At 58.1% G+C, this 21,556-nt stretch carries 22 protein-coding genes; 5 read left to right on the plus strand and 17 right to left on the minus strand.

All coding sequences use genetic code 11. The features are described 5' to 3' along the window. Nucleotides 1–64: 64 nt before the first annotated feature. Together ACWJ62_RS00490 and gpmM are read right to left on the minus strand one after the other, a co-directional pair. Complete coding sequence (locus ACWJ62_RS00490) at nucleotides 65–1,198, minus strand: murein hydrolase activator EnvC family protein (protein WP_449284434.1); 1,134 nt, start codon at nucleotides 1,196–1,198, stop codon at nucleotides 65–67. Between the two features lie 20 nt (nucleotides 1,199–1,218). Then, nucleotides 1,219–2,766, minus strand: coding sequence for a 2,3-bisphosphoglycerate-independent phosphoglycerate mutase (gene gpmM / locus ACWJ62_RS00495; RefSeq protein WP_449285329.1), 1,548 nt, complete (start codon nucleotides 2,764–2,766; stop codon nucleotides 1,219–1,221). A gap of 147 nt (nucleotides 2,767–2,913) precedes the next feature. Here gpmM and ACWJ62_RS00500 point away from each other — a divergent pair, with 147 nt between their 5' ends. Both ACWJ62_RS00500 and secB read left to right on the plus strand, forming a co-directional pair. Then, nucleotides 2,914–3,330 carry a rhodanese-like domain-containing protein gene (locus tag ACWJ62_RS00500; protein WP_008169323.1) on the plus strand — a complete coding sequence of 139 codons (417 nt, stop codon included), beginning with the start codon at nucleotides 2,914–2,916 and terminating at the stop codon, nucleotides 3,328–3,330. Between the two features lie 145 nt (nucleotides 3,331–3,475). Continuing rightward, nucleotides 3,476–3,979 (plus strand): protein-export chaperone SecB, encoded by a 504-nt coding sequence (gene secB, locus ACWJ62_RS00505; protein ID WP_405417116.1) that lies wholly within the window; start codon nucleotides 3,476–3,478, stop codon nucleotides 3,977–3,979. Between the two features lie 47 nt (nucleotides 3,980–4,026). Here secB and trmL read toward each other — a convergent pair whose 3' ends face one another. The 5 genes from trmL to traF form a co-directional block, all read right to left on the minus strand. Continuing rightward, complete coding sequence (gene trmL, locus ACWJ62_RS00510; protein ID WP_449284435.1) at nucleotides 4,027–4,491, minus strand: tRNA (uridine(34)/cytosine(34)/5-carboxymethylaminomethyluridine(34)-2'-O)-methyltransferase TrmL; 465 nt, start codon at nucleotides 4,489–4,491, stop codon at nucleotides 4,027–4,029. A gap of 5 nt (nucleotides 4,492–4,496) precedes the next feature. Further along, nucleotides 4,497–5,675 carry an acetyl-CoA C-acetyltransferase gene (locus tag ACWJ62_RS00515; RefSeq protein WP_449284436.1) on the minus strand — a complete coding sequence of 393 codons (1,179 nt, stop codon included), beginning with the start codon at nucleotides 5,673–5,675 and terminating at the stop codon, nucleotides 4,497–4,499. Nucleotides 5,676–5,800: 125 nt separating this feature from the next. Beyond that, the gene (locus ACWJ62_RS00520) at nucleotides 5,801–6,547 is read right to left on the minus strand and encodes a pteridine reductase (RefSeq protein WP_449284437.1); all 747 of its coding nucleotides are present in this window, start codon (nucleotides 6,545–6,547) and stop codon (nucleotides 5,801–5,803) included. Between the two features lie 9 nt (nucleotides 6,548–6,556). Then, a complete protein-coding gene (locus tag ACWJ62_RS00525; RefSeq protein WP_449284438.1) occupies nucleotides 6,557–7,678 on the minus strand; it encodes a multifunctional CCA tRNA nucleotidyl transferase/2'3'-cyclic phosphodiesterase/2'nucleotidase/phosphatase in 1,122 nt (373 codons plus the stop codon). Between the two features lie 175 nt (nucleotides 7,679–7,853). Beyond that, nucleotides 7,854–9,158, minus strand: coding sequence for a conjugal transfer protein TraF (gene traF, locus ACWJ62_RS00530; protein WP_449284439.1), 1,305 nt, complete (start codon nucleotides 9,156–9,158; stop codon nucleotides 7,854–7,856). A 248-nt stretch (nucleotides 9,159–9,406) separates the two neighbouring features. Here traF and ACWJ62_RS00535 point away from each other — a divergent pair, with 248 nt between their 5' ends. Further along, entirely contained in the window at nucleotides 9,407–9,955 is a 549-nt protein-coding gene (locus ACWJ62_RS00535; protein ID WP_449284440.1) for an LPP20 family lipoprotein, read from the plus strand. A gap of 36 nt (nucleotides 9,956–9,991) precedes the next feature. Then, nucleotides 9,992–11,197, plus strand: a complete 1,206-nt coding sequence (locus ACWJ62_RS00540) for a flagellar assembly protein T N-terminal domain-containing protein (RefSeq protein WP_449284441.1) — start codon at nucleotides 9,992–9,994, stop codon at nucleotides 11,195–11,197. 12 nt (nucleotides 11,198–11,209) lie between these two features. Here ACWJ62_RS00540 and ACWJ62_RS00545 read toward each other — a convergent pair whose 3' ends face one another. The 8 genes from ACWJ62_RS00545 to trhP form a co-directional block, all read right to left on the minus strand. Next, nucleotides 11,210–11,680: a SufE family protein gene (locus ACWJ62_RS00545; protein ID WP_449284442.1), complete on the minus strand. Its 471-nt coding sequence runs from the start codon at nucleotides 11,678–11,680 to the stop codon at nucleotides 11,210–11,212. Further along, a complete protein-coding gene (gene sufT, locus ACWJ62_RS00550) occupies nucleotides 11,681–12,223 on the minus strand; it encodes a putative Fe-S cluster assembly protein SufT (protein ID WP_088827054.1) in 543 nt (180 codons plus the stop codon). 79 nt (nucleotides 12,224–12,302) lie between these two features. Continuing rightward, a complete protein-coding gene (locus tag ACWJ62_RS00555; protein WP_148608981.1) occupies nucleotides 12,303–12,656 on the minus strand; it encodes a HesB/IscA family protein in 354 nt (117 codons plus the stop codon). Between the two features lie 13 nt (nucleotides 12,657–12,669). Continuing rightward, nucleotides 12,670–13,923 carry an aminotransferase class V-fold PLP-dependent enzyme gene (locus tag ACWJ62_RS00560; protein WP_449284443.1) on the minus strand — a complete coding sequence of 418 codons (1,254 nt, stop codon included), beginning with the start codon at nucleotides 13,921–13,923 and terminating at the stop codon, nucleotides 12,670–12,672. A 6-nt stretch (nucleotides 13,924–13,929) separates the two neighbouring features. Continuing rightward, nucleotides 13,930–15,216 (minus strand): Fe-S cluster assembly protein SufD, encoded by a 1,287-nt coding sequence (sufD, locus tag ACWJ62_RS00565; RefSeq protein ID WP_449284444.1) that lies wholly within the window; start codon nucleotides 15,214–15,216, stop codon nucleotides 13,930–13,932. 12 nt (nucleotides 15,217–15,228) lie between these two features. Next, nucleotides 15,229–16,002: a Fe-S cluster assembly ATPase SufC gene (gene sufC, locus ACWJ62_RS00570; protein ID WP_449284445.1), complete on the minus strand. Its 774-nt coding sequence runs from the start codon at nucleotides 16,000–16,002 to the stop codon at nucleotides 15,229–15,231. Between the two features lie 85 nt (nucleotides 16,003–16,087). Further along, nucleotides 16,088–17,536, minus strand: coding sequence for a Fe-S cluster assembly protein SufB (sufB, locus tag ACWJ62_RS00575; RefSeq protein ID WP_449284446.1), 1,449 nt, complete (start codon nucleotides 17,534–17,536; stop codon nucleotides 16,088–16,090). 334 nt (nucleotides 17,537–17,870) lie between these two features. Further along, a complete protein-coding gene (gene trhP, locus ACWJ62_RS00580; RefSeq protein WP_449284447.1) occupies nucleotides 17,871–19,190 on the minus strand; it encodes a prephenate-dependent tRNA uridine(34) hydroxylase TrhP in 1,320 nt (439 codons plus the stop codon). A 158-nt stretch (nucleotides 19,191–19,348) separates the two neighbouring features. Here trhP and ACWJ62_RS00585 point away from each other — a divergent pair, with 158 nt between their 5' ends. Beyond that, nucleotides 19,349–19,705: a helix-turn-helix transcriptional regulator gene (locus tag ACWJ62_RS00585; RefSeq protein WP_014578227.1), complete on the plus strand. Its 357-nt coding sequence runs from the start codon at nucleotides 19,349–19,351 to the stop codon at nucleotides 19,703–19,705. 6 nt (nucleotides 19,706–19,711) lie between these two features. Here the strand turns inward: ACWJ62_RS00585 and fabB are convergent, their stop codons facing one another. Then, nucleotides 19,712–20,923, minus strand: a complete 1,212-nt coding sequence (gene fabB, locus ACWJ62_RS00590) for a beta-ketoacyl-ACP synthase I (RefSeq protein WP_449284448.1) — start codon at nucleotides 20,921–20,923, stop codon at nucleotides 19,712–19,714. Between the two features lie 11 nt (nucleotides 20,924–20,934). Beyond that, nucleotides 20,935–21,444 (minus strand): bifunctional 3-hydroxydecanoyl-ACP dehydratase/trans-2-decenoyl-ACP isomerase, encoded by a 510-nt coding sequence (gene fabA / locus ACWJ62_RS00595; RefSeq protein WP_449284449.1) that lies wholly within the window; start codon nucleotides 21,442–21,444, stop codon nucleotides 20,935–20,937. Nucleotides 21,445–21,556 lie beyond the last annotated feature (112 nt).

Raw genomic sequence — 21,556 nt, forward strand, 5'->3', positions numbered from 1 at the left:
TGGTTTCCCTGACTCCGGACAGTATGGCGTTACCTGCGGCGTTTGTCAGCCCTCCCGGAGGCTCTCAGTTTGCCAGCCATCGGCCAGGATTGTCCGGTTTTCCGTTGTGCCGGACTTCAAAGTAGAGCGCCGGGGAATCTGTGCCACCGGTACGGCCTGCCTGTGCAATGGGTTCGCCGGCGGCCACCCAGTCTCCGGGGCTGGTGAACAGGCTGCTGCTGTGCCCGTAAAGTGTCATGTAGCCATCGCCGTGGTCAATGATGGTAATCAGGCCAAAGCCCCGAAGCCAGTTGGCAAAAACGACCCGGCCATAGTGTATGGCGCGGATCTCTGCTTCGTTCCCGGTGCCGATCAGCAGGCCATTGCGACGGAGTTTGCCGTCGGCATAGCGCTCTCCGTAATGGCTCAGGACCCGTCCCTTTACAGGCCAGGGCAGCTTGTTACGTAGTGAAGCGAAGGGCTGGGATTCATTGGGTGAGGGGATGTTGTTGATCGCCTGCTGCACTTCCGCCAGCAGTTTTTCAAGCCGTTTGCGGTCGGATTCCAGTTCTTCCCGCTCGCTGCGCCGGTTCTGGATATCGGCATTGAGAGCGGCCAGTGTCTGTTGGCGCTCCTTTCTGGATGCTGTCAGTTCCTGCTGGCGTTTGGCGACGTTTTCCTCGGTTCTGGCCAGTTCGACCCGTGTTGATTGCACGGCAGCCTGTGTGCTTCTCAGCTCTTGCAGGCTTTGCCTGAACGCCTCCAGACGGTCGACCGTGTCCTTGCTGAGGTATTCGTAGTAGGTCATGGTCCGGGCAATCTTGTCCGGATCAATTTCATTGAGCAGTACCTTTACCGCTGGCGCATCCCCTTCCATCCAGGCCGCACGGATCTGCTTCTTCAGGCTGTCCCGCTGGCGATCGAGGGTTCGGGTGAGTTCTTGCGCCTCGCTTTCCAGTTCCCGGAGCCTATGCTGCTGCTGTTCCGCCTGCTGGCGCAGGGAGCGGCGTTCACGGGTCAGACGGCTGATATTCTTTTCGGTCGCGGCAAGTTGCCGCTCCAGGGAGGAGCGGTCCTCTTCGGCGTCCTCCAGCCAGTCGTCGATGTCCTCAATGCGTTCCTTGAGTTCTTCGATCTGGGCCGGGGTGACATCCTGCTGGGCGAGTGCCGGCGCTGCGCCCAAAAGGAGGGCTAGCGCCAGGATTGCGTGGAGTTGCAAGGGTTGGTTCCGTTCCCGGATCAGCCGATCTCAACCAGGCTGTGCCCGGTCATTTCCTCCGGTTGCTCCATTCCCATCAGGGCGAGCAGAGAGGGTGCAACGTCGCTCAGGCTGCCGTCGTTGTTCAACACAACATTGCGGTGGCCGGTATATACCAGCGGCACCGGGCCAATGGTGTGGGCGGTGTGAACCTGGCCTGAATTCGGATCGGTCATCTGTTCGCAGTTGCCGTGGTCTGCCGTGATCAGAGCTTCGCCGCCCACTTCATCCAGGGCCTCGACAACGCGCTTCACGCATACGTCCAGGCATTCGGCCGCCTTGATCGCCGCATCCAGTTTGCCGGTGTGACCAACCATGTCGCCGTTGGCATAATTGCAAATCACCAGATCGTACTTGCCGCTCTTGATCGCTTCCACCAGTTTGTCGGTTACCTCTGGTGCGCTCATTTCCGGCTGCAGGTCGTAGGTCGCCACCTTGGGAGAGGGCACAAGAATACGCTCTTCACCATCGAACGGTGTTTCCAGGCCGCCATTAAAAAAGAAGGTTACGTGGGCGTATTTCTCGGTTTCGGCGATGCGCAATTGGGTCTTGCCCTGCTTCGCCATATACTCGCCAAGGCCATTGGTAAGCTGCTCGGGCGGGTAAGCGCAGGAGGTTTTGATGTCCGCCGCGTACTCGGTCAGCATCACAAAGTCGGCCAGTTCCGGGTGCTTCTTGCGCTCGAATCCGTCGAAGTCTTTCTCCACAAAGGTGCGGGTCATTTCCCGGGCACGGTCGGCACGGAAATTCATGAACAGAACCGTGTCACCATCGTTGATCGTTCCCTCGGGCTCGCCCGGAGCGTGGATTCGGGTTGGGGTTACAAACTCGTCGTTCTCCCCGCGCTCGTAGGCCTGTTCCAGTCCGGATACCGGATCTGCCGCAGTGAACTCCGCAGTGCCCTGGGTCATCAGATTGTAGGCAGCTTCCACGCGGTCCCAGCGGTTGTCGCGATCCATGGCATAGTAGCGGCCCACAATCGAGGCAACGCGGCCGACTCCCAGGCTCTTCAATTTGGCTGCGGCCTTCTCCAGTGATGGTTTTGCGCTGCGGGGTGGCATGTCACGGCCATCGAGGAAGGCGTGGATGTAGACTTCCTTGGCGCCACGTGCGGCGGCAAGTTCGGCAGCGGCAATAATATGGTCTTCGTGGCTGTGAACACCACCGGGAGACATCAGGCCCATGAGATGAACGGCTCGCCCGCTCTGGACAGCCTTGTCGATCGCTGAGCATAGCACTTCGTTTTCCTGGAAAGTGCCTTCTTCGAGATCCTTGTCGATACGAGTAAGGCTTTGATAGACCACGCGCCCTGCACCCAGGTTCATGTGGCCAACTTCCGAGTTACCCATTTGCCCCTGCGGCAGCCCAACAAACATGCCCGAGGTGTTAATCAGGGTTTTGGGCTGGTTTTGCCAGAGTTTGTCCCAGAACGGGGTGCTGGCGTTGCTGATGGCGTTGTCTTCAGCCGGGTCGCGGTAGCCCCAGCCGTCCAGGATAATCAGTGCAGTCGGCTTGCGCATTGCAGTCATCATTCAGTCCGGAAGTAAAATGTTAGTAAATTTACTAAAACGAAAATGGAGTTTATCTATTTTCGCATTTACTGGCCACTTTCGTCACCTTCTGTCCGGGGAGCAGGCTGTGTATAATCCCGCCAAACTCATTATCAGGGTAAATTCATGGACCGGTTGTTTGAATTTGTCGTTAACCACTACATTCTTGTGTCGCTGTTCGTGGCATTCCTGGTTGCCATCCTTATTCTGGAGTCCCGTCGTGGCGGTGCCAAGATCTCGGCCCAGGGTGCGGTCAATCTGATCAACAAGGATGAAGCCGTTGTAGTTGACATCCGGGACCGCAAGGAGTTTGGTGAGGGCCGCATTACCGGCTCGATCAACATTCCCCTGAACAGCCTGAAGAGCCGGGTTGGCGAGCTGAGCAAGTTCAAGGACAAGCAGATCATCGTTGCCGACAAGATGGGCCAGCATTCCGCCATGGCGGTCAAGCAGCTGAACGCGGAAGGCTTCAGCAATGTGGTTCGCCTGAACGGCGGCGTTGCCGACTGGAAGGCCAGCAATCTGCCGCTGGTGAAGAAATAGGGCGGCCCTTGATCTGAAGATCATTCTGCCGCACTGTTTCACATAAGCCGGCCCAGCCTAAACGTAAAATGTCCCGGCATCACGCTCCATAGCATTCCATAATAACGGGCCCCCGAGCCCATGATCGAGAACGAAAGGACTGAAAATGGCTGAGAATCAGCAAGCCGCAGCAGGCAGTGACAACCAGAACCAACCCCAGTTTGCCCTTCAGCGCATCTATGTGAAGGACCTGTCTTTTGAGTCGCCCAACTCTCCCACCGTGTTTCAGGAGCAGTGGAAGCCGCAGGTTAACCTGGATCTGAATACTTCCCACAACAAGGTCAGCGACAACCAGTATGAGGTTGTGCTTTCCCTGACCGTCACCGCAAAAGTGGGCGAGAAGGTGGCTTACATCGTCGAGATCCAGCAGGGCGGCGTGTTCCTGGTTCAGGGCATCGAAGGCCAGCAGTTGGGCCAGATGTTGGGCGCCTACTGCCCGACGATCCTGTTCCCGTATGCGCGTGAAGCGATCGACGGTATTGTGAGCAAGGGCAGCTTCCCGGCCCTGATGCTGGCGCCGGTGAACTTCGACGCCATCTATGCCCAGGCGCTCAAGCGCAAGCAGGAAGAAGCTGCTGGCGAGGCAAGCGAAGAGCAGCAGACTCACTGATTTGCACTACTGGGATCAGACAAAAAAACCGGCTCAGGCCGGTTTTTTTATGTCGCTCCGTTAAACCCCAGCTGCCGCCAGGCCTCGTAAACCACCAGGGCCGCGGTGTTGGAGAGATTCAGGCTGCGGCTATGCGGTTGCATGGGAACCCGCAGGCAATGCTCAGGCAGCAACCCCTCGCGGACATCAGCTGGCAGGCCGCGGGTTTCCGGGCCGAACATCAGGTAGTCGCCATCCTGATAGCTCACTTCATGGTAATGGGCGATGCCTTTGGTGGTCAGCCCGAACAGGCGTGCGGGCTGCTCGCTGTCTAGGAAGCCCTGGTAATTCTTGTGGATCTTGACCGTGGCGTACTCGCTGTAATCCAGCCCGGCCCGTCGCATCTGTTTGTCTTCCAGGTTAAAACCCAGCGGTTCAATGAGATGCAGCTGGCAACCGGTGTTGGCGCACAGCCGGATGATATTGCCGGTGTTCGGCGGTATCTCCGGCTCGTACAGCACAACGTGGAGCATGAAACTTAGCGCTCAACGGCCAGGGCAACGCCCATTCCGCCACCGATGCACAGCGTGGCCAGGCCCTTGTGAACATCACGGCGAACCATTTCATGCAGCAGGGAAACCAGAATGCGGCAGCCGGATGCGCCGATGGGATGGCCCAGGGCAATGGCGCCGCCGTTCACGTTAACCTTTCCAGTGTCCCAGCCCATGTCGCGATTTACAGAAATGGCCTGGGCTGCGAAGGCTTCGTTGGCTTCCACCAGGTCCAGATCATCCGTGCTCCAGCCGGCAAGCTTCAGGCAGCGTTGACTGGCGGGAATTGGGCCGGTGCCCATAATCGTCGGGTCCACGCCGGCGTTGGCGTAAGCCTTGATGGTGGCGATCGGAGTCAGCCCCAGTTCTTTGGCTTTCTCGGCACTGCAGACCATCACGGCAGCCGCGCCATCGTTCAGGGATGAGGCGTTGCCGGCGGTAACGGTACCGTCCTTCTTGAAGGCTGCACGCAGTTTGCCAAGCCCCTCGGCAGTGACGCCGTCGCGGGGGCCTTCGTCGCGGTGAACGACAATCGGGTCGCCCTTGCGCTGGGGAATGGAGACCGGAACAATCTGGCCATCGAAATAACCGGCTTCGCGAGCGGCGGCGGCCTTCTGCTGGGACGCAGCTGCAAATTCGTCCTGCTCGTCGCGGCTAATGCCGTATTTCTCGACGATGTTCTCGGCGGTGATACCCATATGGTAATCGTTGAAGGCATCCCACAGGCCGTCCTTGATCATGGTGTCGACCATGGACCAGTTGCCCATCCGCTGGCCATTTCGGCTGTTGGGCAGCACATGGGGCGCCTGGCTCATGCTCTCCTGGCCACCGGCGATCATCATCTCGGCGTCGCCACAGCGGATGGCCTGCACCGCCATGTGAACCGCTTTCAGACCGGAGCCGCAGACCTTGTTGATCGTCATGGCGGGCACGGAGGCAGGAAGGCCGGCGTTAATGGCAGACTGGCGAGCCGGATTCTGGCCAACACCGGCGGTAAGAACCTGACCCAGCACCACCTCGTTGATCTGGTCACCGGCGACGCCGGTTTCTTCCATTAATGCCTTGATGACGGCGGTTCCCAGCTGGTCTGCGCTCAGGCTGGAAAGACCTCCGCCAAAGGTTCCGATAGCAGTACGGCGGGCGGCAACAATAACGACATCACGCATGGGGATTCTCCGGATCAGTGGCGCGCGCGGGACTGGGGCCGGCGCGTGCAGGATTGAAAACTGCTTGCATTGTATCCGGAAAGCGGTGCGCGGCCAAAGAACAGGCCCTGAGCGCGCAGGTATCGCTACATATTCAGGCTTCGGCCGCCATCAACAGAGATGATCTGCCCGGTGATAAAGGGCGCATCGCAGATCAGGAACGCGATGGTTTCGGCGATATCATCGGGGTTGCCGGTGCGGGCCAGTGGGGTCTTCTGGAGAATTGCCTGCTGGGCGGATTGATCCATCTCGGCTTCGCCCTCTGGCCAGAGGATTGCGCCTGGCGATACGCCGTTCACGCGCACGTCCGGCGCCAGGTCTTTTGCCCAGGAACGTGTCAGGGCAGCCAGGCCGGCCTTGGTGGCGCAGTACAGCGGGTGATCATCGATGGGCCTTTCGCTGTAAATATCGATCAGGTTTACGACGCTGCCGCGGTTTCGCCGAAGTTCGGCCAGACACCCCTGCAGCAGGAAAAATGGGGCCCTGAGGTTGGTGTTCAGGATGGTGTCCCAGTCTTCTTCGGTGGCGTCTGCGGTCGGGGTAGGGTAGAAGACCGACGCATTGTTTACCAGTGCGTCCAGTCGGCCCCACTGTGCGACGGCGTCACTGGCCAACCGGTCCACCCCAGCTGTCTGGCTCAGATCCGCCTTGAGGGCGCAGGCGGAGTCTGGGCGTTGGCGGTTCATCTGCGCAATCAGTGAGTTCGCCTGCTCTTCCCGGCTCCGGTAGTGAATCACCAGGTTCCAGCCTCTTGCGTGGAGTGTCCGGGCAGTCTGTTCGCCAAGACGGTGGGCTGCGCCGGTGACCAGGGCAACGGGCGTTGTGGACGGCATGGTGGCTCCTCAGTGGTTGGTCGGGGCGACGGCGTCGCCGATGCGTTTCAGGCGTTCAGTCCGGATTGCGCTGCCCAGTTCCTTGCCTTTATAACCTTGCTCCAGGAGGGTTCTCGGCTCAACGCCGGTAGCCGCTTCCGAGGCAGTTCGAAGCAGGTTCAGTGTGCGGGAATCGCTCGGCAGGGCGCACTCAAGCACGTTCAGGAGTTGCGAAAAACGTTCCGGGCGGCGCCAGAAGTCCGCCTGGTCGAGCAGATCCAGGAGCGCTTCGGCTTCAGGGCGTTGGGCGTCAATGTCCTGGATCGGGGGTGTGAAGGCAGTAACCAGTCGCGCCAGATTCTGACAGTCATTGGGTGCCTTCAGGGCTTTGGCCCTTTCCATCGCTACAGAGGCATCCAGGGGGGAGAGCAGGGCCGCAAAACGCTCCTCCGTCTCGGCGTGGGACTGGTCGTGGACGCAGCCAAGTGCCGCCATTGCGAGTTGAAAAACCTTTGCTGGAGCTAACTCCGGAATAAGAACCTCCAGGGCCCCGCAGTCACGGAGAACGTCAAAAAAGGCCTCGGACGCCTGTTCATCCAGTGCCCGCTGGAATTCCTGCCAGACCCTTTCGGGAACCAGATGGTCCACTTCTCCGCTATCCACCATGCGCTTCATCAGAGCCATGGTCTGGTCGCACACGGAAAATCCCAGCGGTTGAAAGCGGGCTGCGAACCGGGCGGTGCGCAGAATTCTCAGGGGGTCCTCCGCGAAAGCTTCCGAGACATGCCGAAGCTTGCGATCTTCAATATCTCTGCGGCCTTCAAAGGGGTCGACCAGATCGCCGTTTTCAGCCTTTGCCATCGCATTGATGGTCAGGTCCCGGCGCTTCAAATCCTGCTCAAGGGTGACGTCGGGCGCGCTGTAAACAGTGAAGCCGTGGTAGCCGCGCCCCTGTTTCCGCTCGGTGCGAGCCAGGGCATATTCTTCCCGGGTTCGGGGATGCAGAAATACCGGGAAGTCCGCGCCCACCTGCTTGAAGCCGTTGGCTAGCATTTCCTTTGGAGTTGCGCCGACCACCACCCAATCCCGGTCCTTGACCTCAAGGCCGAGTAATTCGTCACGAACGGCACCGCCAACCAGATAGGCCTGCATGAAATCTCTGATTCCTTTCGGGAGTGTATCGGTGGATTATCCGGTTCCCGGGCAGGGCAGGCAAACCTGTGATGCGGCTGGTCACAAAAAAGCCCGCCCGGGATTGCCCGGGCGGGCTTTGATCGGGGGTTGGGGTCAGATGAAATCTTCATCTGACCCCACTTTCAGCTCTTCGTCAGAACGCGGTGCCAAGCTCAAGAGCCGCACCGACATCGGCATCGCTGTACAGGGCACCGATATCGAGGCGGACGCCGACAATGTTCAGTCCGAGACCAGCAGTGAACTGGGTTTTCTCTTCAATGCCGTCGTTGTCATCATTGCTGGCCAGGTTGTGGCGAACACCCACCCGCAGCTGGGCGTAACGGAAGGCGTCGAATTCGGCGCCAAGAGCCGCCCACTGGGTGTCGTCCTCAAAGCCAAAGGCTTCCTTTTTGGTCAGGTCCACTTCGGCGGTGATAACGTGGTATTCGCTCTTGTGGGCAATGCCCGCTGTAACCATCGGGTCCAGCTTTAATGTGCGAACTTCCTCTCCGAGCAAAGGCCGGCTGGCAGCGGAGTCGAGTTCCATGGGGATCAGGTTTTTAACGACAATGCCGGTGTTCCACTGGTTGGAATCACCGAAGCTGTAGGCTGCGCCCACGTCGAGGTTGAAGCCGCTCTTTTCAGTCTGATACTGGTCATCGTCGAATTCGTCATCTTCGAAACCGGAAACGGCCTCGGTGTACTGGAAGGTGCGCAGCTCTACGTATTTCGGCGACAGGCCAAGTTGGAATCGGTTGCCATTCTGCAGTTCAAAAGCCCGTGCAAAGCTGATACCCACTTCGCCGACGGCGGATGCCAGAATCTGCCCCTGAGAGCTCAGGTTGAGGGTATCGTCAGGATTTGTGATCTGATCAATGGCATCGCTTACGTCCTGGGCCGTTGCGGCATTGGCAATCGTATCCAGAGCGGTAATATCCTGATCGGACACGTCTCCACGAACGGTTGCTGTCAGGTTTGCATTGGTGAACACGCCGACAGCCAGAGATTGTCCAGGCACAGCCAGGCCCAGCCCCAGACCTGCGTTCACTCGCATGGTGTCCCTGTCGAATTCGGTCAAACGGTCGCTGAGATCGGCGGCACCGTCCTGAATGCTTTGTGGGTCGTCGGTATTGGGATCAAAACCGGATACCAGTGATTCCAGATCAGTGATCACATCCTGGATATCGTCCACCTGGTCAACCGTTTCCTCCTCATCCGCAGCCCGCGCATTTACTGAAGGCAGCATCAACCCGAAATCATCGTTCCAACTATGGTGATCGGAGGCCATCATCGCCGGGTTATCCATCGCTGCTGATGATGGTGTTGCAACCGCGACCCCAGTGCCGCCCATGGCGAAAGAGCGGGCAGACATAAAAGACTGTGGGCTGGCCAGAGCAGAGGAGGTGGCAATGGATAGGCCAATGGCTACAGAAAGTTTGGTCAGACGATTTCCGCTCATGAATAATCCTGTCGAGTAAAAAGGCAAAATAGATATTACGTAAATGAAAGGTTAATGCAGAACCTTATCCAGCTCATGACGGATGGGGTAACGGTTTGTTTTTGATGTGTAAACAGAGGCAGTTTTTTGCCGCATAGGGATTGCAAAACAATGCGGCTGGGAGTTGTTGGTCGGAATATCAGGCAGTTAGAAAAACTGGCGTAGTTTTTTCATAGTAAACCGGAAATGACGTTTTCTGGAGACACGCAATGAACCTTCGCTGGATACTTATGCCTCTGCTGGCAACAACGGTGGCTGCCTGTGCGCCGGTTGGCAGTTACCAGGGGGATAACGGCAGCCAGTCCCGTCAGGATACGATGCTGGAGCCAATCACTGTGCGGGTGAGCGGTCTGGGTACCTATGAGGATGTTGCGGCCGACCGTTCGGATACCCGCAAACGTCTGATGGCCCGCCGGGCCTCCCAGCTGGACGCCTACCGGAATCTCGTTGAACGGGTCTACGGTACCGTCGTGTACGGCAGTTCCACCGTCAATGATTTTGTGCTGCGCAATGACATGTTCAGAACCTACGTCGACAGCTATATTCGCGGCGCCAAGCTTGTCGCCGTCAACGAACACAGCGACGGCGTGTTCGAGACCGTGATGGAACTGAAGCTTGAGCCACGTTTCCGGGCCTGTGTGGCTGAGGTTGCTGATGATCAGGTGCAGGATCTCTGCCCGATTCCCATGCCGCAGGAAAATGACAGCGTGGGCGATGTGCAGAGCAAAGGCGTGGATTCCCTGTATTACCTTGATTGATCGAGAGTATAGAGAGTGTAGGGAGTATCGAGAATTATGAAACGCTTGCTGTCACTGGCTGTGCTCGGAGCTCTGGCGCTCTTCGTGGTTTCTGGCGCCCATGCGGTGGTTCTGGAGGGCGTGGGTCACGCCAATATCCACAATGGGAATCTGGATGCCGCCCGGGTGGAAGCACGAAAGGCGGCGATCCGGGACCTTTCCCTGCAGTATGAAGCCAGGGTAAGCACGCACGACACCATGAAAAACGGCGTGATCACCGAGTCACGGATGGATCTCGCCTCAAGCGCCAGGGCCCGGAATGTGCGAATAGTCGACGAGTACCAGAGCGGCAACCTGTTGCGGGTGATTGTTCGGGGCGATATCAGCGAGAGTCGCAGCCAATGCGGGGCGGGGAATGCCGGGCGCTTGAAAAAGCGTGTTGCAGTGACCGGATTTCCTATGCTGTATCCGGACCAGGCCAGGGTGGGGCGAATTGATGACGCCGGCGAAATCTTGCCGCAACAACTCCAGCAGCGTCTTGTGGCTCAGGGCGGATTGCAGGTTTTCGGTGCAACAACCTCACGGATGTTCACGGATCTGCTGAACGCGCCGACGGTACAACAGGGCGACAATCGATTGACCAACGTGCTGGAACTGGCCCGTGAAATGGGCGTTCAGTTCGTAGTGACAGGCGTTATCCGGGATCTTGGCGTTGCGGACCCTTCAGCGTGGGGCACCTCCGTGCTGGATAAAATGCAGCGGGGCATCGGGGTGGTGGATCAACGGCGCCGGTTTGCGGCTGATCTCGTTATCTTCGATGGCTTCAGCGGCGCGCCGGTCTATCGTCAGAGATTTGAAGCCGCTGCCGATTGGGATGCCGGGCCTGGCAGTGCAGTAGGGTTCGGTTCTGCCGGCTTCCAGAAAACCGCCTACGGTCAGGCTGTCGAGGATGTTATCGCAGACATGGCGATGGCAGTAACGGATGCATTGGCGTGTCAGCCCTTCATGACCAGAATTGCGCGGGTAGACGACTTTTCTGTAACGCTGGAATCCGGGGCCACAGCAGGCCTTAGGCCGGGTGATGAGTTAAAGATCTATCGCAGCAAGCGCTACCTGGAATCACCAGATGACTCACCAGAGTTGCAGGACAGCGACTTGTCAGTGACGCTCGAAAAAGTTCAGCCGCATTTCAGCCGGGGTACGATGCCGCAACTGGGCGGCATCGTGAATATCCAGAGAGATGATATAGCGATTATCTGGTAGGGCTGACGGGCATCAATTGCTGGCGTTGGCCACCTCGGCGGCCGCAATGTCGCGGATCTTGCCAACCATCGCCCTGAGCCCGTTGCCGCGGGTCGGGGAAATGTGCCGGAACAGGTCCAGCTGCTCGAACAACTCATCAATGTCTGTGGCCAGCAGGTCCCTCGGGGTTTTGCCGTTAAGGGCGACCAGAATGATGGCGGCGAGTCCTCGAACAATCATGGCGTCCGAGTCAATCAGCAGGTAAAGCCGGCCGCTGCCTTCATCGTAGTGATGAATCAGCCAGACCTGGCTCTGGCAGCCGTGAACATAGTTTTCTTCAACGCGGGATTCTTCAGGAAACGCAGAAAGCTGCTTGCCCAGATCAATGATAAAGGCGTAGCGCTCTTCCCAGTCGTCCAGCAGCTCGAAGCCATCCAGAACATCTTCGAGGGTGGTGTCTTTGCCCAAGGGGTTGTTCAGAAAGTCCTGTTCACTGGCAGTCATTTACAGCATTCCCAGTTCGAGTTTGGCTTCGTCAGTGAGCATATCGTTGCTCCAGGGCGGATCGAAGGTCAGTTCAACGGTCACCTTGTCCACATTGGGCACGTGCTCGAGCTTGGTTTTCACATCCTCGGTAATCACCGGGCCCATGCCGCAGCCGGCGGCAGTCAGGGTCATCAGCACGTATACATGGTTGCCGTCTTCGGTGCCATTTTCAATCTTGCACTCGTAAATCAGGCCCAGATCCACCACGTTCACCGGAATTTCCGGATCGTAGCAGTTCTGCATGGCTTCCCAGACCTGATTTTCGTTGACGGTACCGTCTTCCGGCGTTTCGAAGCTGCTTTCCAGGGGTTTCTTGCCGAGCGCGTCGGCATTGTGGCCTTCAATCCGGGCAAGGTTACCGTTAACGGCGACCGTAAAGGTGCCACCCAGTGACTGTGTGATGGTCACAAAAGTGTCCGACGGAATCATGATTTCGGTTCCGGAAGGAACAAGGCGGGCTTCCACCTCGCGTTTGGTCAGGACCACTTCCCGTTCTTGCATGCCTGTTCGGGCCTCGCTTTTATCAATCTCTGGTGTCGGATTACGCTTTGCTAATCCGACCTACACGTTCAGTGAGGGACTACGCTACGGTAAAGCTCTCGCCGCATCCGCATTCTGCAGTGGCGTTCGGATTGCGGAAGTGAAACATGGAGTTCACGCCCTCGGTGATGAAGTCGATCTCAATGCCATTCACCAGAGGCAGGTGCTCCTCTTTAACGAAGACGTCGACGCCATCAATGTGGAAAACCTTGTCGTCGGCTGCGACATCTTCCACCCATTGGGTTTCGTACTTGAAGCCGGAGCAGCCACTCTTTTTGATAGCCAGCCGAATGCCTTTGGCTTCCGGCTTTTTCTCCAGCTGTTTGCGTACGTGCTTGACCGCGCTGGGCGTCATGGTGACGGCAACGGTCGGGGTGAAGACTTCGGCTGTCATAATTCCACCTCCATCAGGCAAACAGACGCTGGACTTTCTGCAGGGCGGTAAACAATGTATCCACCTCGTCCAGTGTATTGTAGAACGCGAATGAGGCCCGGGCTGTACCGGGAACTCCATAGAAATCCATCAACGGCATGGCGCAATGATGGCCGGTGCGGATCGCAATACCCTGCTGATCCAGCAGCGTGCCTATATCACTGGGGTGCAGGCCGGTAATTTTAAAGGACATAACCGGCACTTTGTGTTTTGCCGTACCGATGATCTCCATGCCGGGTACGGTTTCCACCAACTGGTTGGCCCGCTCTAGCAGGGCGGTCTCGGCCGCTTCCATGGCGGAACGATCCAGGCTGTTCAGGTAGTCGATGGCGGCTCCCAGTCCGACCGCCTCGGCAATGGCCGGGGTGCCTGCCTCGAATTTGTAGGGCAGGGTATTCCACGTGGTCCGTTCAAAAGAAACCCGTTCGATCATCTCTCCGCCGCCCTGGTAAGGAGGCATTTCCTCCAGCAACTGGGCCTTGCCGTAAAGCACACCAATACCGGTGGGTCCAAACAGCTTGTGAGAGGAGAACACGTAAAAGTCGCAGCCCAGTGCCTGCACATCCGGCTGGTAGTGCGGCACCGCCTGGGCGCCGTCCACCAGGGTAATAATGCCGTGGGCCTTGGCCTGTTCAATCAGGGCCGCCACCGGGTTTACGGTGCCAAGCACGTTAGAGACGTGAGTGATGGCCAGCACCCGGGTTTTCTCATTGAGCAGGCTGGTGAAAGATTCGAGATCCAGCTCGCCGTCCGGTGTCACCTGAATCGGAACCACTTTCGCCCCAGTGCGCTCGGCAATCATCTGCCAGGGCACAATGTTGGCGTGATGCTCCATGTGACTCACCAGGATCTCGTCGCCGGCCTTCAGGCGCGGTGCCAGGCCGTTGGCAACCAGGTTGATGGCTTCGGTGGTGCCGCGGGTCCAGATGATTTCTTTGGTGCTCTCGGCATTCAGGAAGTTGCGGACCGTCTCGCGGGCACCTTCGAAGGCGGCAGTGGCCCGATCTCCAAGCGTATGGGCGCCACGATGAACGTTGGAGTGCATTTCCCGATAATACCGATCCATGGCATTCAGCACAGCTTCAGGCTTCTGGGCTGACGCACCATTGTCCAGGTACACCAGGGGCTTTCCGTTCACCTGCTGAGACAGGATCGGGAAATCCCGGCGAATCGCGTCCACATCGAAGGTGGTGCGCTTGGCGGTGCTTGCCACGGACAGATCGGTCATAACCGGTTACGCCTCCTGGAATGCCTGTTCGAAGAAGTGATTCAGCCGGCCCTGGACCGTTTCCCGCACTGCTTCAATCGGAATCTGCTCTACCAGCTCGTTGATGAAGGCCATGGTGAGCAGAACGTTCGCCTCACGCCGGCCGATGCCCCGTGAAACCAGATAAAACAGTGAGATTTCATCAAGCTGGCCGATGGTTGCGCCATGGGCACATTTTACGTCGTCGGCGTAGATTTCCAGCTCCGGCTTGGTATCGATCTCTGCCCCGTTGGACAGCAGCAGGTTCTTGTTGTTCATATCCGCATTGGACTTCTGGGCGTCCTGATGGATATGAATCCGGCCATTGAACACGGCATGGGACTGGTCCGCTGCGATATTGCGGTAGGTCTCTTCGCTGTTGCAGTGGGCAGCCACGTGCTCGATGGTGGTGTGGTTGTCGTAGTGCTGTTTGCCCTGGGTAACAACCACGCCGTTGAGCTTGCACTCGGCACCTTCGCCCTCCAGGCGAACCTGAAGATCGTGCCGGCGCAGGGGACCACCAAAGCCAACGGTGTGGCTTTCAAACCGTGAGCTGCGTTGCTGCAGAACGCCGGTAGAGCCAATGTGCTGGACATTCTCGCCTTCCATGTTGAGGCGAATGCTGGTGATGTTTGCGCCGTCGGCTACGTTAAATTCAGTGACTGTGTTGACCATCACTGGGGCCGAGCCACTGGAGATGTACTCCTCCACGAGGGTAATCTGGCTGTGACGGCCGGCATCCACGAAAATGCGCGGGAAAGCCGAACCACTGGCCTCGGCCGTTACCTCGTGAACAATGAACAGCGGCTGGTCGAGCACGGCGTCTGGCTTCAGGCGAATCAGCAGGCCGTCTTCAAAGCGGGCGGAATTCAGCCGGGCCATTTGGACCGCCTTGTTATCCAGGGTGCTGTCCAGGCGATCCGCCAGATCGCTGGCTTCGTCATCGCTCAGATCGCCGAAGCTCTTGATGCTGATGCCGTCCAGATCCGGATATTCACAGGCCTCCGGCATCATCACGCCGTTAAGGAACGCAACCTTGTAGCCCGGCACTGCCAGGCTGCTGCCGGTCTTGCCTTCCGCCGGCAGGGAGATGGCCATGTCGTCGGTCAGCTTCAGGTACTTGCTGGAGTATTTCCAGTTTTCGGTTTTCCGGGTCGGCAACGGCATGTCGACCAGAGCGGTTCCACGCTGCTTGCGCAGGGCAAGCAGGGGTTCCGGCAATGACTGACCGGCCGGATGCAGGAACGCGGTGGAAAGCGTGGGTGCTGGTTTCATTCCGCGACCTCCTTAGTTAGCTGAACTGTCGGCAGTTTCTTCATCCTTGATGCCCAGCCAGCCGTAGCCGCGTTCTTCCAGCTCCAGCGCCAGCTCGCGGCCACCGGATTTGATGATCTTGCCGCCTGCCAGCACGTGCACGTAATCCGGCACAATGTGGTTCAGCAGACGCTGGTAGTGGGTCACCATCAGGATGGCGCGGTCTTCCGCACGCAGAGCGTTCACGCCGTCAGAAACAACCTTCAGGGCGTCGATGTCGAGGCCGGAATCGGTCTCGTCGAGAATCGCCAGCTTTGGCTGCAGCAGCAGTGCCTGCATGATCTCGTTACGCTTCTTCTCACCACCAGAGAAGCCTTCGTTGACACCCCGCTTGAGGAACGCCGGATCCAGATCCACCTGCTTGGAGATTTCTCTGGCGAGCTTCATGAACTCGGCCGCGTTCATCTCGTCCTGGCCTTTGTGCTGGCGCATGGCGTTCACGGCGGTGCGCAGGAACTGCAGGTTGCTCACCCCGGGGATCTCCACCGGGTACTGGAACGCCAGGAAGATGCCTTCGCGAGCGCGTTCTTCGGTTTCAAGTTCCAGCAGGTTCTCGCCGTTCAGGGTGATTTCACCCTCGGTAACTTCAAATGCGTCGTTGCCTGCCAGCACCTGCGACAGGGTGCTCTTACCAGAGCCGTTGGGGCCCATGATGGCGTGAACTTCCCCGGCCTTGATTTCCAGGTTGATGCCCTTGAGGATTTCTTTGCCCTCAACGGATGCGTGCAGGTTCTTGATGCTCAGCATTTGTAGACGTCTCTCTATTCCGAAATTCTGTCTGTAAAATTAGACTCGCCTGCTGACCTCTTCGAGGCCAGCAGGACAAAGGTGTTTAACCAACGGACCCTTCGAGGCTTACTTCGAGCAGTTTGCCGGCTTCGACGGCGAACTCCATGGGCAGCTCCTTGAACACTTCCTTACAGAAGCCGTTCACGATCATGGAGACCGCCTGTTCCGTGTCGATACCGCGCTGGCGGCAAAGGAACATCTGCTCGTCGCTGACCTTCGAGGTGGTTGCCTCGTGCTCAACGATGGCCGACTTGTTCTTGCTCTCGATGTAGGGGAAGGTGTGCGCGCCGCAGCGGTCGCCGATCAGCAGCGAATCGCACTGGGTAAAGTTACGTGCACCTTCCGCCCCGGGACCGAATTTCACCAGGCCGCGGTATGCGTTGGAGCTCTTACCGGCGGAAATACCCTTGGAGATGATCGTGCTGGAGGTGTTCTTGCCCAGGTGAATCATCTTGGTGCCGGTGTCGGCTTGCTGGTAGTTGTTGGTCAGTGCTACGGAATAGAACTCACCAACGCTGTTTTCGCCCCGCAGGACGCAGCTCGGATACTTCCAGGTGACCGCGGAGCCGGTTTCGACCTGGGTCCAGGAAATCTTGGAGTTCTTGCCGATGGCGGCGCCACGCTTGGTGACGAAGTTGAAGATGCCGCCTTTGCCTTCTTCATCACCCGGGTACCAGTTCTGTACCGTGGAGTACTTGATCTGGGCGTCGTCCAGAGCCACCAGCTCGACGACCGCCGCGTGCAGCTGGTTCTCGTCCCGCATGGGCGCGGTGCAACCTTCAAGATAGCTCACGTAGCTGCTGTCTTCGGCAATAATGAGGGTACGCTCAAACTGGCCAGTGTTGGCCGCGTTGATGCGGAAATAGGTGGACAGCTCCATGGGGCAGCGAACGCCCTTGGGTACGTAAACAAAGGTACCATCGGAGAAGACCGCGGAGTTCAGCCCGGCGAAAAAGTTGTCACCAGCCGGCACTACCGAGCCCAGGTATTTTTTGACCAGCTCCGGATAATCCTGGATCGCTTCGGAGATGGAGCAGAAGATCACGCCGGCCTTGGCCAGTGGTTCCTTGAACGTTGTTGCTACGGAAACCGAATCGAATACGGCATCAACAGCCACGCCCGCCAACTTTTCGCGCTCGTGCAGGGGGATGCCCAGCTTTTCGTAGGTTTTCAGCAGTTCCGGATCCACTTCGTCCAGGCTCTGGGGCATGTCTTCCGGACGCTTGGGCGCGGAGTAGTAGGAAATCGAGTTATAGTCGATTTTCGGGTAGCCCACATGGGCCCAATCCGGCTCGTCCATTTCGAGCCAGCGACGGTAGGCTTTCAGCCGCCACTCCAGCATCCATTCCGGTTCTTTCTTGAGGCCGGAAAGGCGGGCGATAACGTCTTCATTAAGGCCGGGTTCGAACGTGTCGGATTCAATGTCTGTTACAAATCCGTACTCGTATTCCCGTTTGATCAGCTCGTTCACCTCGGTGTCGGTGGTCGCCATGATCGTCGCTCCGTATTCTCTCATCGCGGGCTTGCGCCCTTAGTGTCGCCGGCAGCCTCATGAATGGGCTGTCGATCGGATGTCATCAGTTCGGGTGTTGCAATGGTCGCACATCCTGTGAGTACGCCCTGCAATCGCTTTTTGGATGACGGATTTTCAAAGCTGATGCTGATAAATAAGCAGAAAAGCAGCCTGAATCCATCGCTTCTGGCCAGCGATTATACAATACCAGAGTAAAATAGTCAGGTATTAATTTGGGCGTGGCGTGATTATACCTTAATCGGCCGTTGGGGCACTAAGGGGCTGGCAATGGGGCTGATAGTCAGACTAATCGCTAGTCGCCGGTGGTCAGGATTCTGGTGAGGTAGCTGTGCTCCAGAGTTTGTGGAAGATCAGCCGGTATCGGAATTCGCACGATATGCCCGCTGCCAGGCGCATAGTCCATGGCCTGGCCGTTTCGGTTTTCCATGATATCTGCCGAGAACCGGATGTTGCCGGCCGGGCTGATCAGTTCCAGTTGATCGCCGGGAGCGAATTTGTTTTTCACGTCGATGGTCAGCCACTGGTCATCCGTGTCGGTAATGGTGCCAACCACCTGCTGGGTGCCGAGGAATGAGGAGCCCTGTTCGTAGGTCTGGTACTCCCGGGGCAGGTGGCGGCGGAGGAAGCCTTCGGTGTAGCCCCGGTTGGAGAGGGCTTCCAGTTCGTTCATCAGGCCCATGTCGAAAGGCTTGCCCTGCACCGCCTCGTCGATAGCTCGGCGGTAGACCTGGGTGGTGCGGGCCACGTAGTAGGTACTCTTTGTTCGCCCTTCGATTTTCAGAGAGTGCACCCCCAACTTTGCCAGTTCGGCGACATGCTGAACGGCTCTCAAATCCTTCGAGTTCATGATGTAGGTGCCGTGCTCGTCTTCATAGGCGGGGATGAACCCCCCTGGACGGTTGGGCTCTTCCAGCAGGATTTCTTTTGGCGCCACTTCCTGTACTTCGCCGCTCCCACAGGTGGCGATCAGGTCGCCGGTCTGGTCGTGGTCGTGCTGGACTTGCTTGTAGCTCCAGCGGCAGGCGTTGGTGCAGGCGCCCTGGTTGGCGTCCCGGTGGTTCATGTAACCCGAGAGCAGGCAGCGACCGGAGTAAGCCATGCACAGCGCGCCGTGGACGAAGACTTCGAGCTCCATCTCCGGAACCCGGTCGCGGATCTCGCGAATCTCGTTTAATGCCAGTTCCCGGGAGAGGATGACCCGGCTGATTCCCTGACGCCGCCAGAACTCCACCGTGGCCCAGTTTACCGCGTTGGCCTGCACTGAGAGATGGATGGGCTGGTCTGGCCATTTTTCGCGCACCAGCATGATCAGGCCGGGATCCGACATAATCAGTGCGTCGGGTTTTTGTTCCAGTACTGGAGCCAGATCTCTTAGATAGGACCGCACCTTATCGTTGTGAGGTGCTATGTTGGAGACAAGGTAGAACTGTTTGCCCAGTTCGTGGGCCCGTTCAATGCCTGCGCCAAGCGCTGCAACGTCTTTGAAACTGTTGTTTCTTACTCTCAGCGAATAGCGGGGCTGGCCGGCGTAGACCGCATCGGCGCCATAGGCAAAGGCGGTCTCAAGATGTTCAGGGGTGCCCGCGGGGGCTAGCAGTTCCGGGGTGTTCATAATGGCTCCGGGAGATTCTGAAAGCGGAGCATTTTGCCGTATGCCGTCGGCCGTTCCCTTGATCCTGCTCAAAGGTCTTATTGATTGTTTTCGGCTAACATGTGTACGCTCACAGTTCGGGCTTTTCGGGCCGAAGCGTTGCAAAGGAGGAGTTCCAGATGGCATCAAAGCCTCTGACGCCAGAGGTGGCGCGGGCTTCGCTGAGTGTCAGGGTCAGTTCCCTGATCAGTGTACAGCTTGCTCGTGGCAAAGTTGGTGTGGAAGTCGTGGCGTCGCAGCTGCATATGAGCCGCTACACGTTGCACAAGAAACTGAAGCGTGAAGGGCTGACATTCGCCCGTTTGCTGGAGGATGTTCGCCGCAGGCAAGCGCTGACCTACATGCAGGACAGGACCAAACCGCTGGTGGAGATTGCAGAGCAGCTCGGTTTTTCGGAGTTGAGCGCATTCAGCCGGGCTTTCAAGCGCTGGATGGGAACATCCCCGGCTGAATACCGCTCGGTCAGGCTGTCCTGATCCGGATCAGGCTTTTTTGAACACCAGAGAGGCATTGGTGCCGCCAAAGCCAAAGCTGTTGCTCATCACCAGGTCCAGTTTCTGGTTATCCATGCGTTCCCGCACGATCGGGTAGCCTTCGGCTCCCTCGTCGAGGGTCTGGATATTTGCCGACGGAGCAATAAAGCCGTCACGCAGCATGATCAGGCTGTAGATGGCCTCATGCACGCCCGCCGCGCCCAGGGCATGGCCGCAAAGGGGTTTGGTGGAGCTCAACGGCGGGATCTTGTCGCCAAACGTCTCTTTCAGGGCTTTAAGCTCGGTGATATCCCCGGCCGGGGTGCTGGTGCCGTGAGTGTTCACGTAGCTGATTTCGCCATCCAGATTCTTCATTGCCTGCTTCATGCAGCGCACTGCGCCCTCGCCACTCGGAGCAACCATGTCGGCGCCATCGGAAGTTGCACCGAAGCCGACGAGCTCTGCCAGTATGTTTGCGCCCCGCGCTTCTGCGTGCTCCAGCGCTTCAAGGGCCAAAACACCGCCACCTCCTGAAATTACGAAGCCGTCCCGGTTCGCGTCGTAGGTGCGCGAAGCCAGTTCCGGCGTGTCGTTGTATTTGGTGGACAGGGCGCCCATGGCATCGAACAGCAGGCTCAGGGTCCAGTGGATATCCTCGCCGCCGCCGGCAAACATCACATCCTGGCGCCCGAGAGCGATCAGATCCGCGGCATGGCCGATGGAATGTGCGCTGGTGGCGCAGGCGGAGGTGATGCCGTAGTTGATGCCGCGAATACCAAAGCCGGTAGCCAGAGAGGCGTTAATGGCGCTGCCCATGGTGCGGGGAACGCGATAGGGGCCGACCCGGCGAATGCCGCGGTCGCGGTGTGTATCGATGGAATCGAGCAGCTCAACCGTTGATGCGCCACCCTGGCCGAAGATAATGCCGGTGGTGTCGGCCTTGATGTGCTCGTCGGTCAGCCCGGCCTGCTCGATGGCTTCGAGCATCGCCAGATAGGTATAGCCGGACGCCGGGCACATGAAGCGCCACAGTTTCCGATCAATCAGTTCGGGCAGGTTCAGGTTGATCTGGCCGCAGATGTGGCTGCGCAGACCATTATCCCGGGCCTCTTCGCTGAAGCCGATACCGGGACGTGAGTCCCTGAGTGACTGGGCAACTTCCTTCTGGTTGGTACCAAGGCTGGAAACAATGCCCATACCGGTGATTACAACACGACGCATCCTGTTAACTCCTAAAAATCATCGGTCGAGGTGAACATGCCAACCCGCAGGTCTTTGGCAGTGTAGATTTCCCGGCCGTCTACTTCCATCCGGCCATCAGCAATCGCCATGGTCAGCTTGCGTCTGATCACGCGCTTGAGATCCAGACGGTAAGTGACCTTCTTGGCTGTGGGCAACACCTGACCGGTAAACTTCACTTCACCGGCGCCCAATGCGCGCCCCTTGCCTTCACCGCCACCCCACGCCAGGAAGAAGCCTACCAGCTGCCACATGGCATCGAGGCCGAGGCAGCCCGGCATCACGGGATCATCAACGAAGTGCACCTTGAAGAACCACAGGTCCGGATTGATGTCGAGCTCCGCTACCAGACTGCCCTTGCCGTAGAGCCCGTCGTCGTCCGCAATGTGCGTGACGCGGTCAAACATGAGCATCTCGCTGATGGGCAGGCGCATGGAGCCGGGGAAGAGCTCGCCATGGCCGCATTTGATCAGGTCTTCTTTATCAAAATGATCCGGGTTCATAGTGCCAGTATCTCTGTTACAAAATGATTTCCTCATACTTTAGCTCGAATTTCGGGAGCTGCTATTGACCTTTAGTGGATGATTGCCGGTTTGAAGTTCCCGGAATTTGTCT

It is taken from the genome of Marinobacter sp. PE14 (assembly GCF_053566155.1).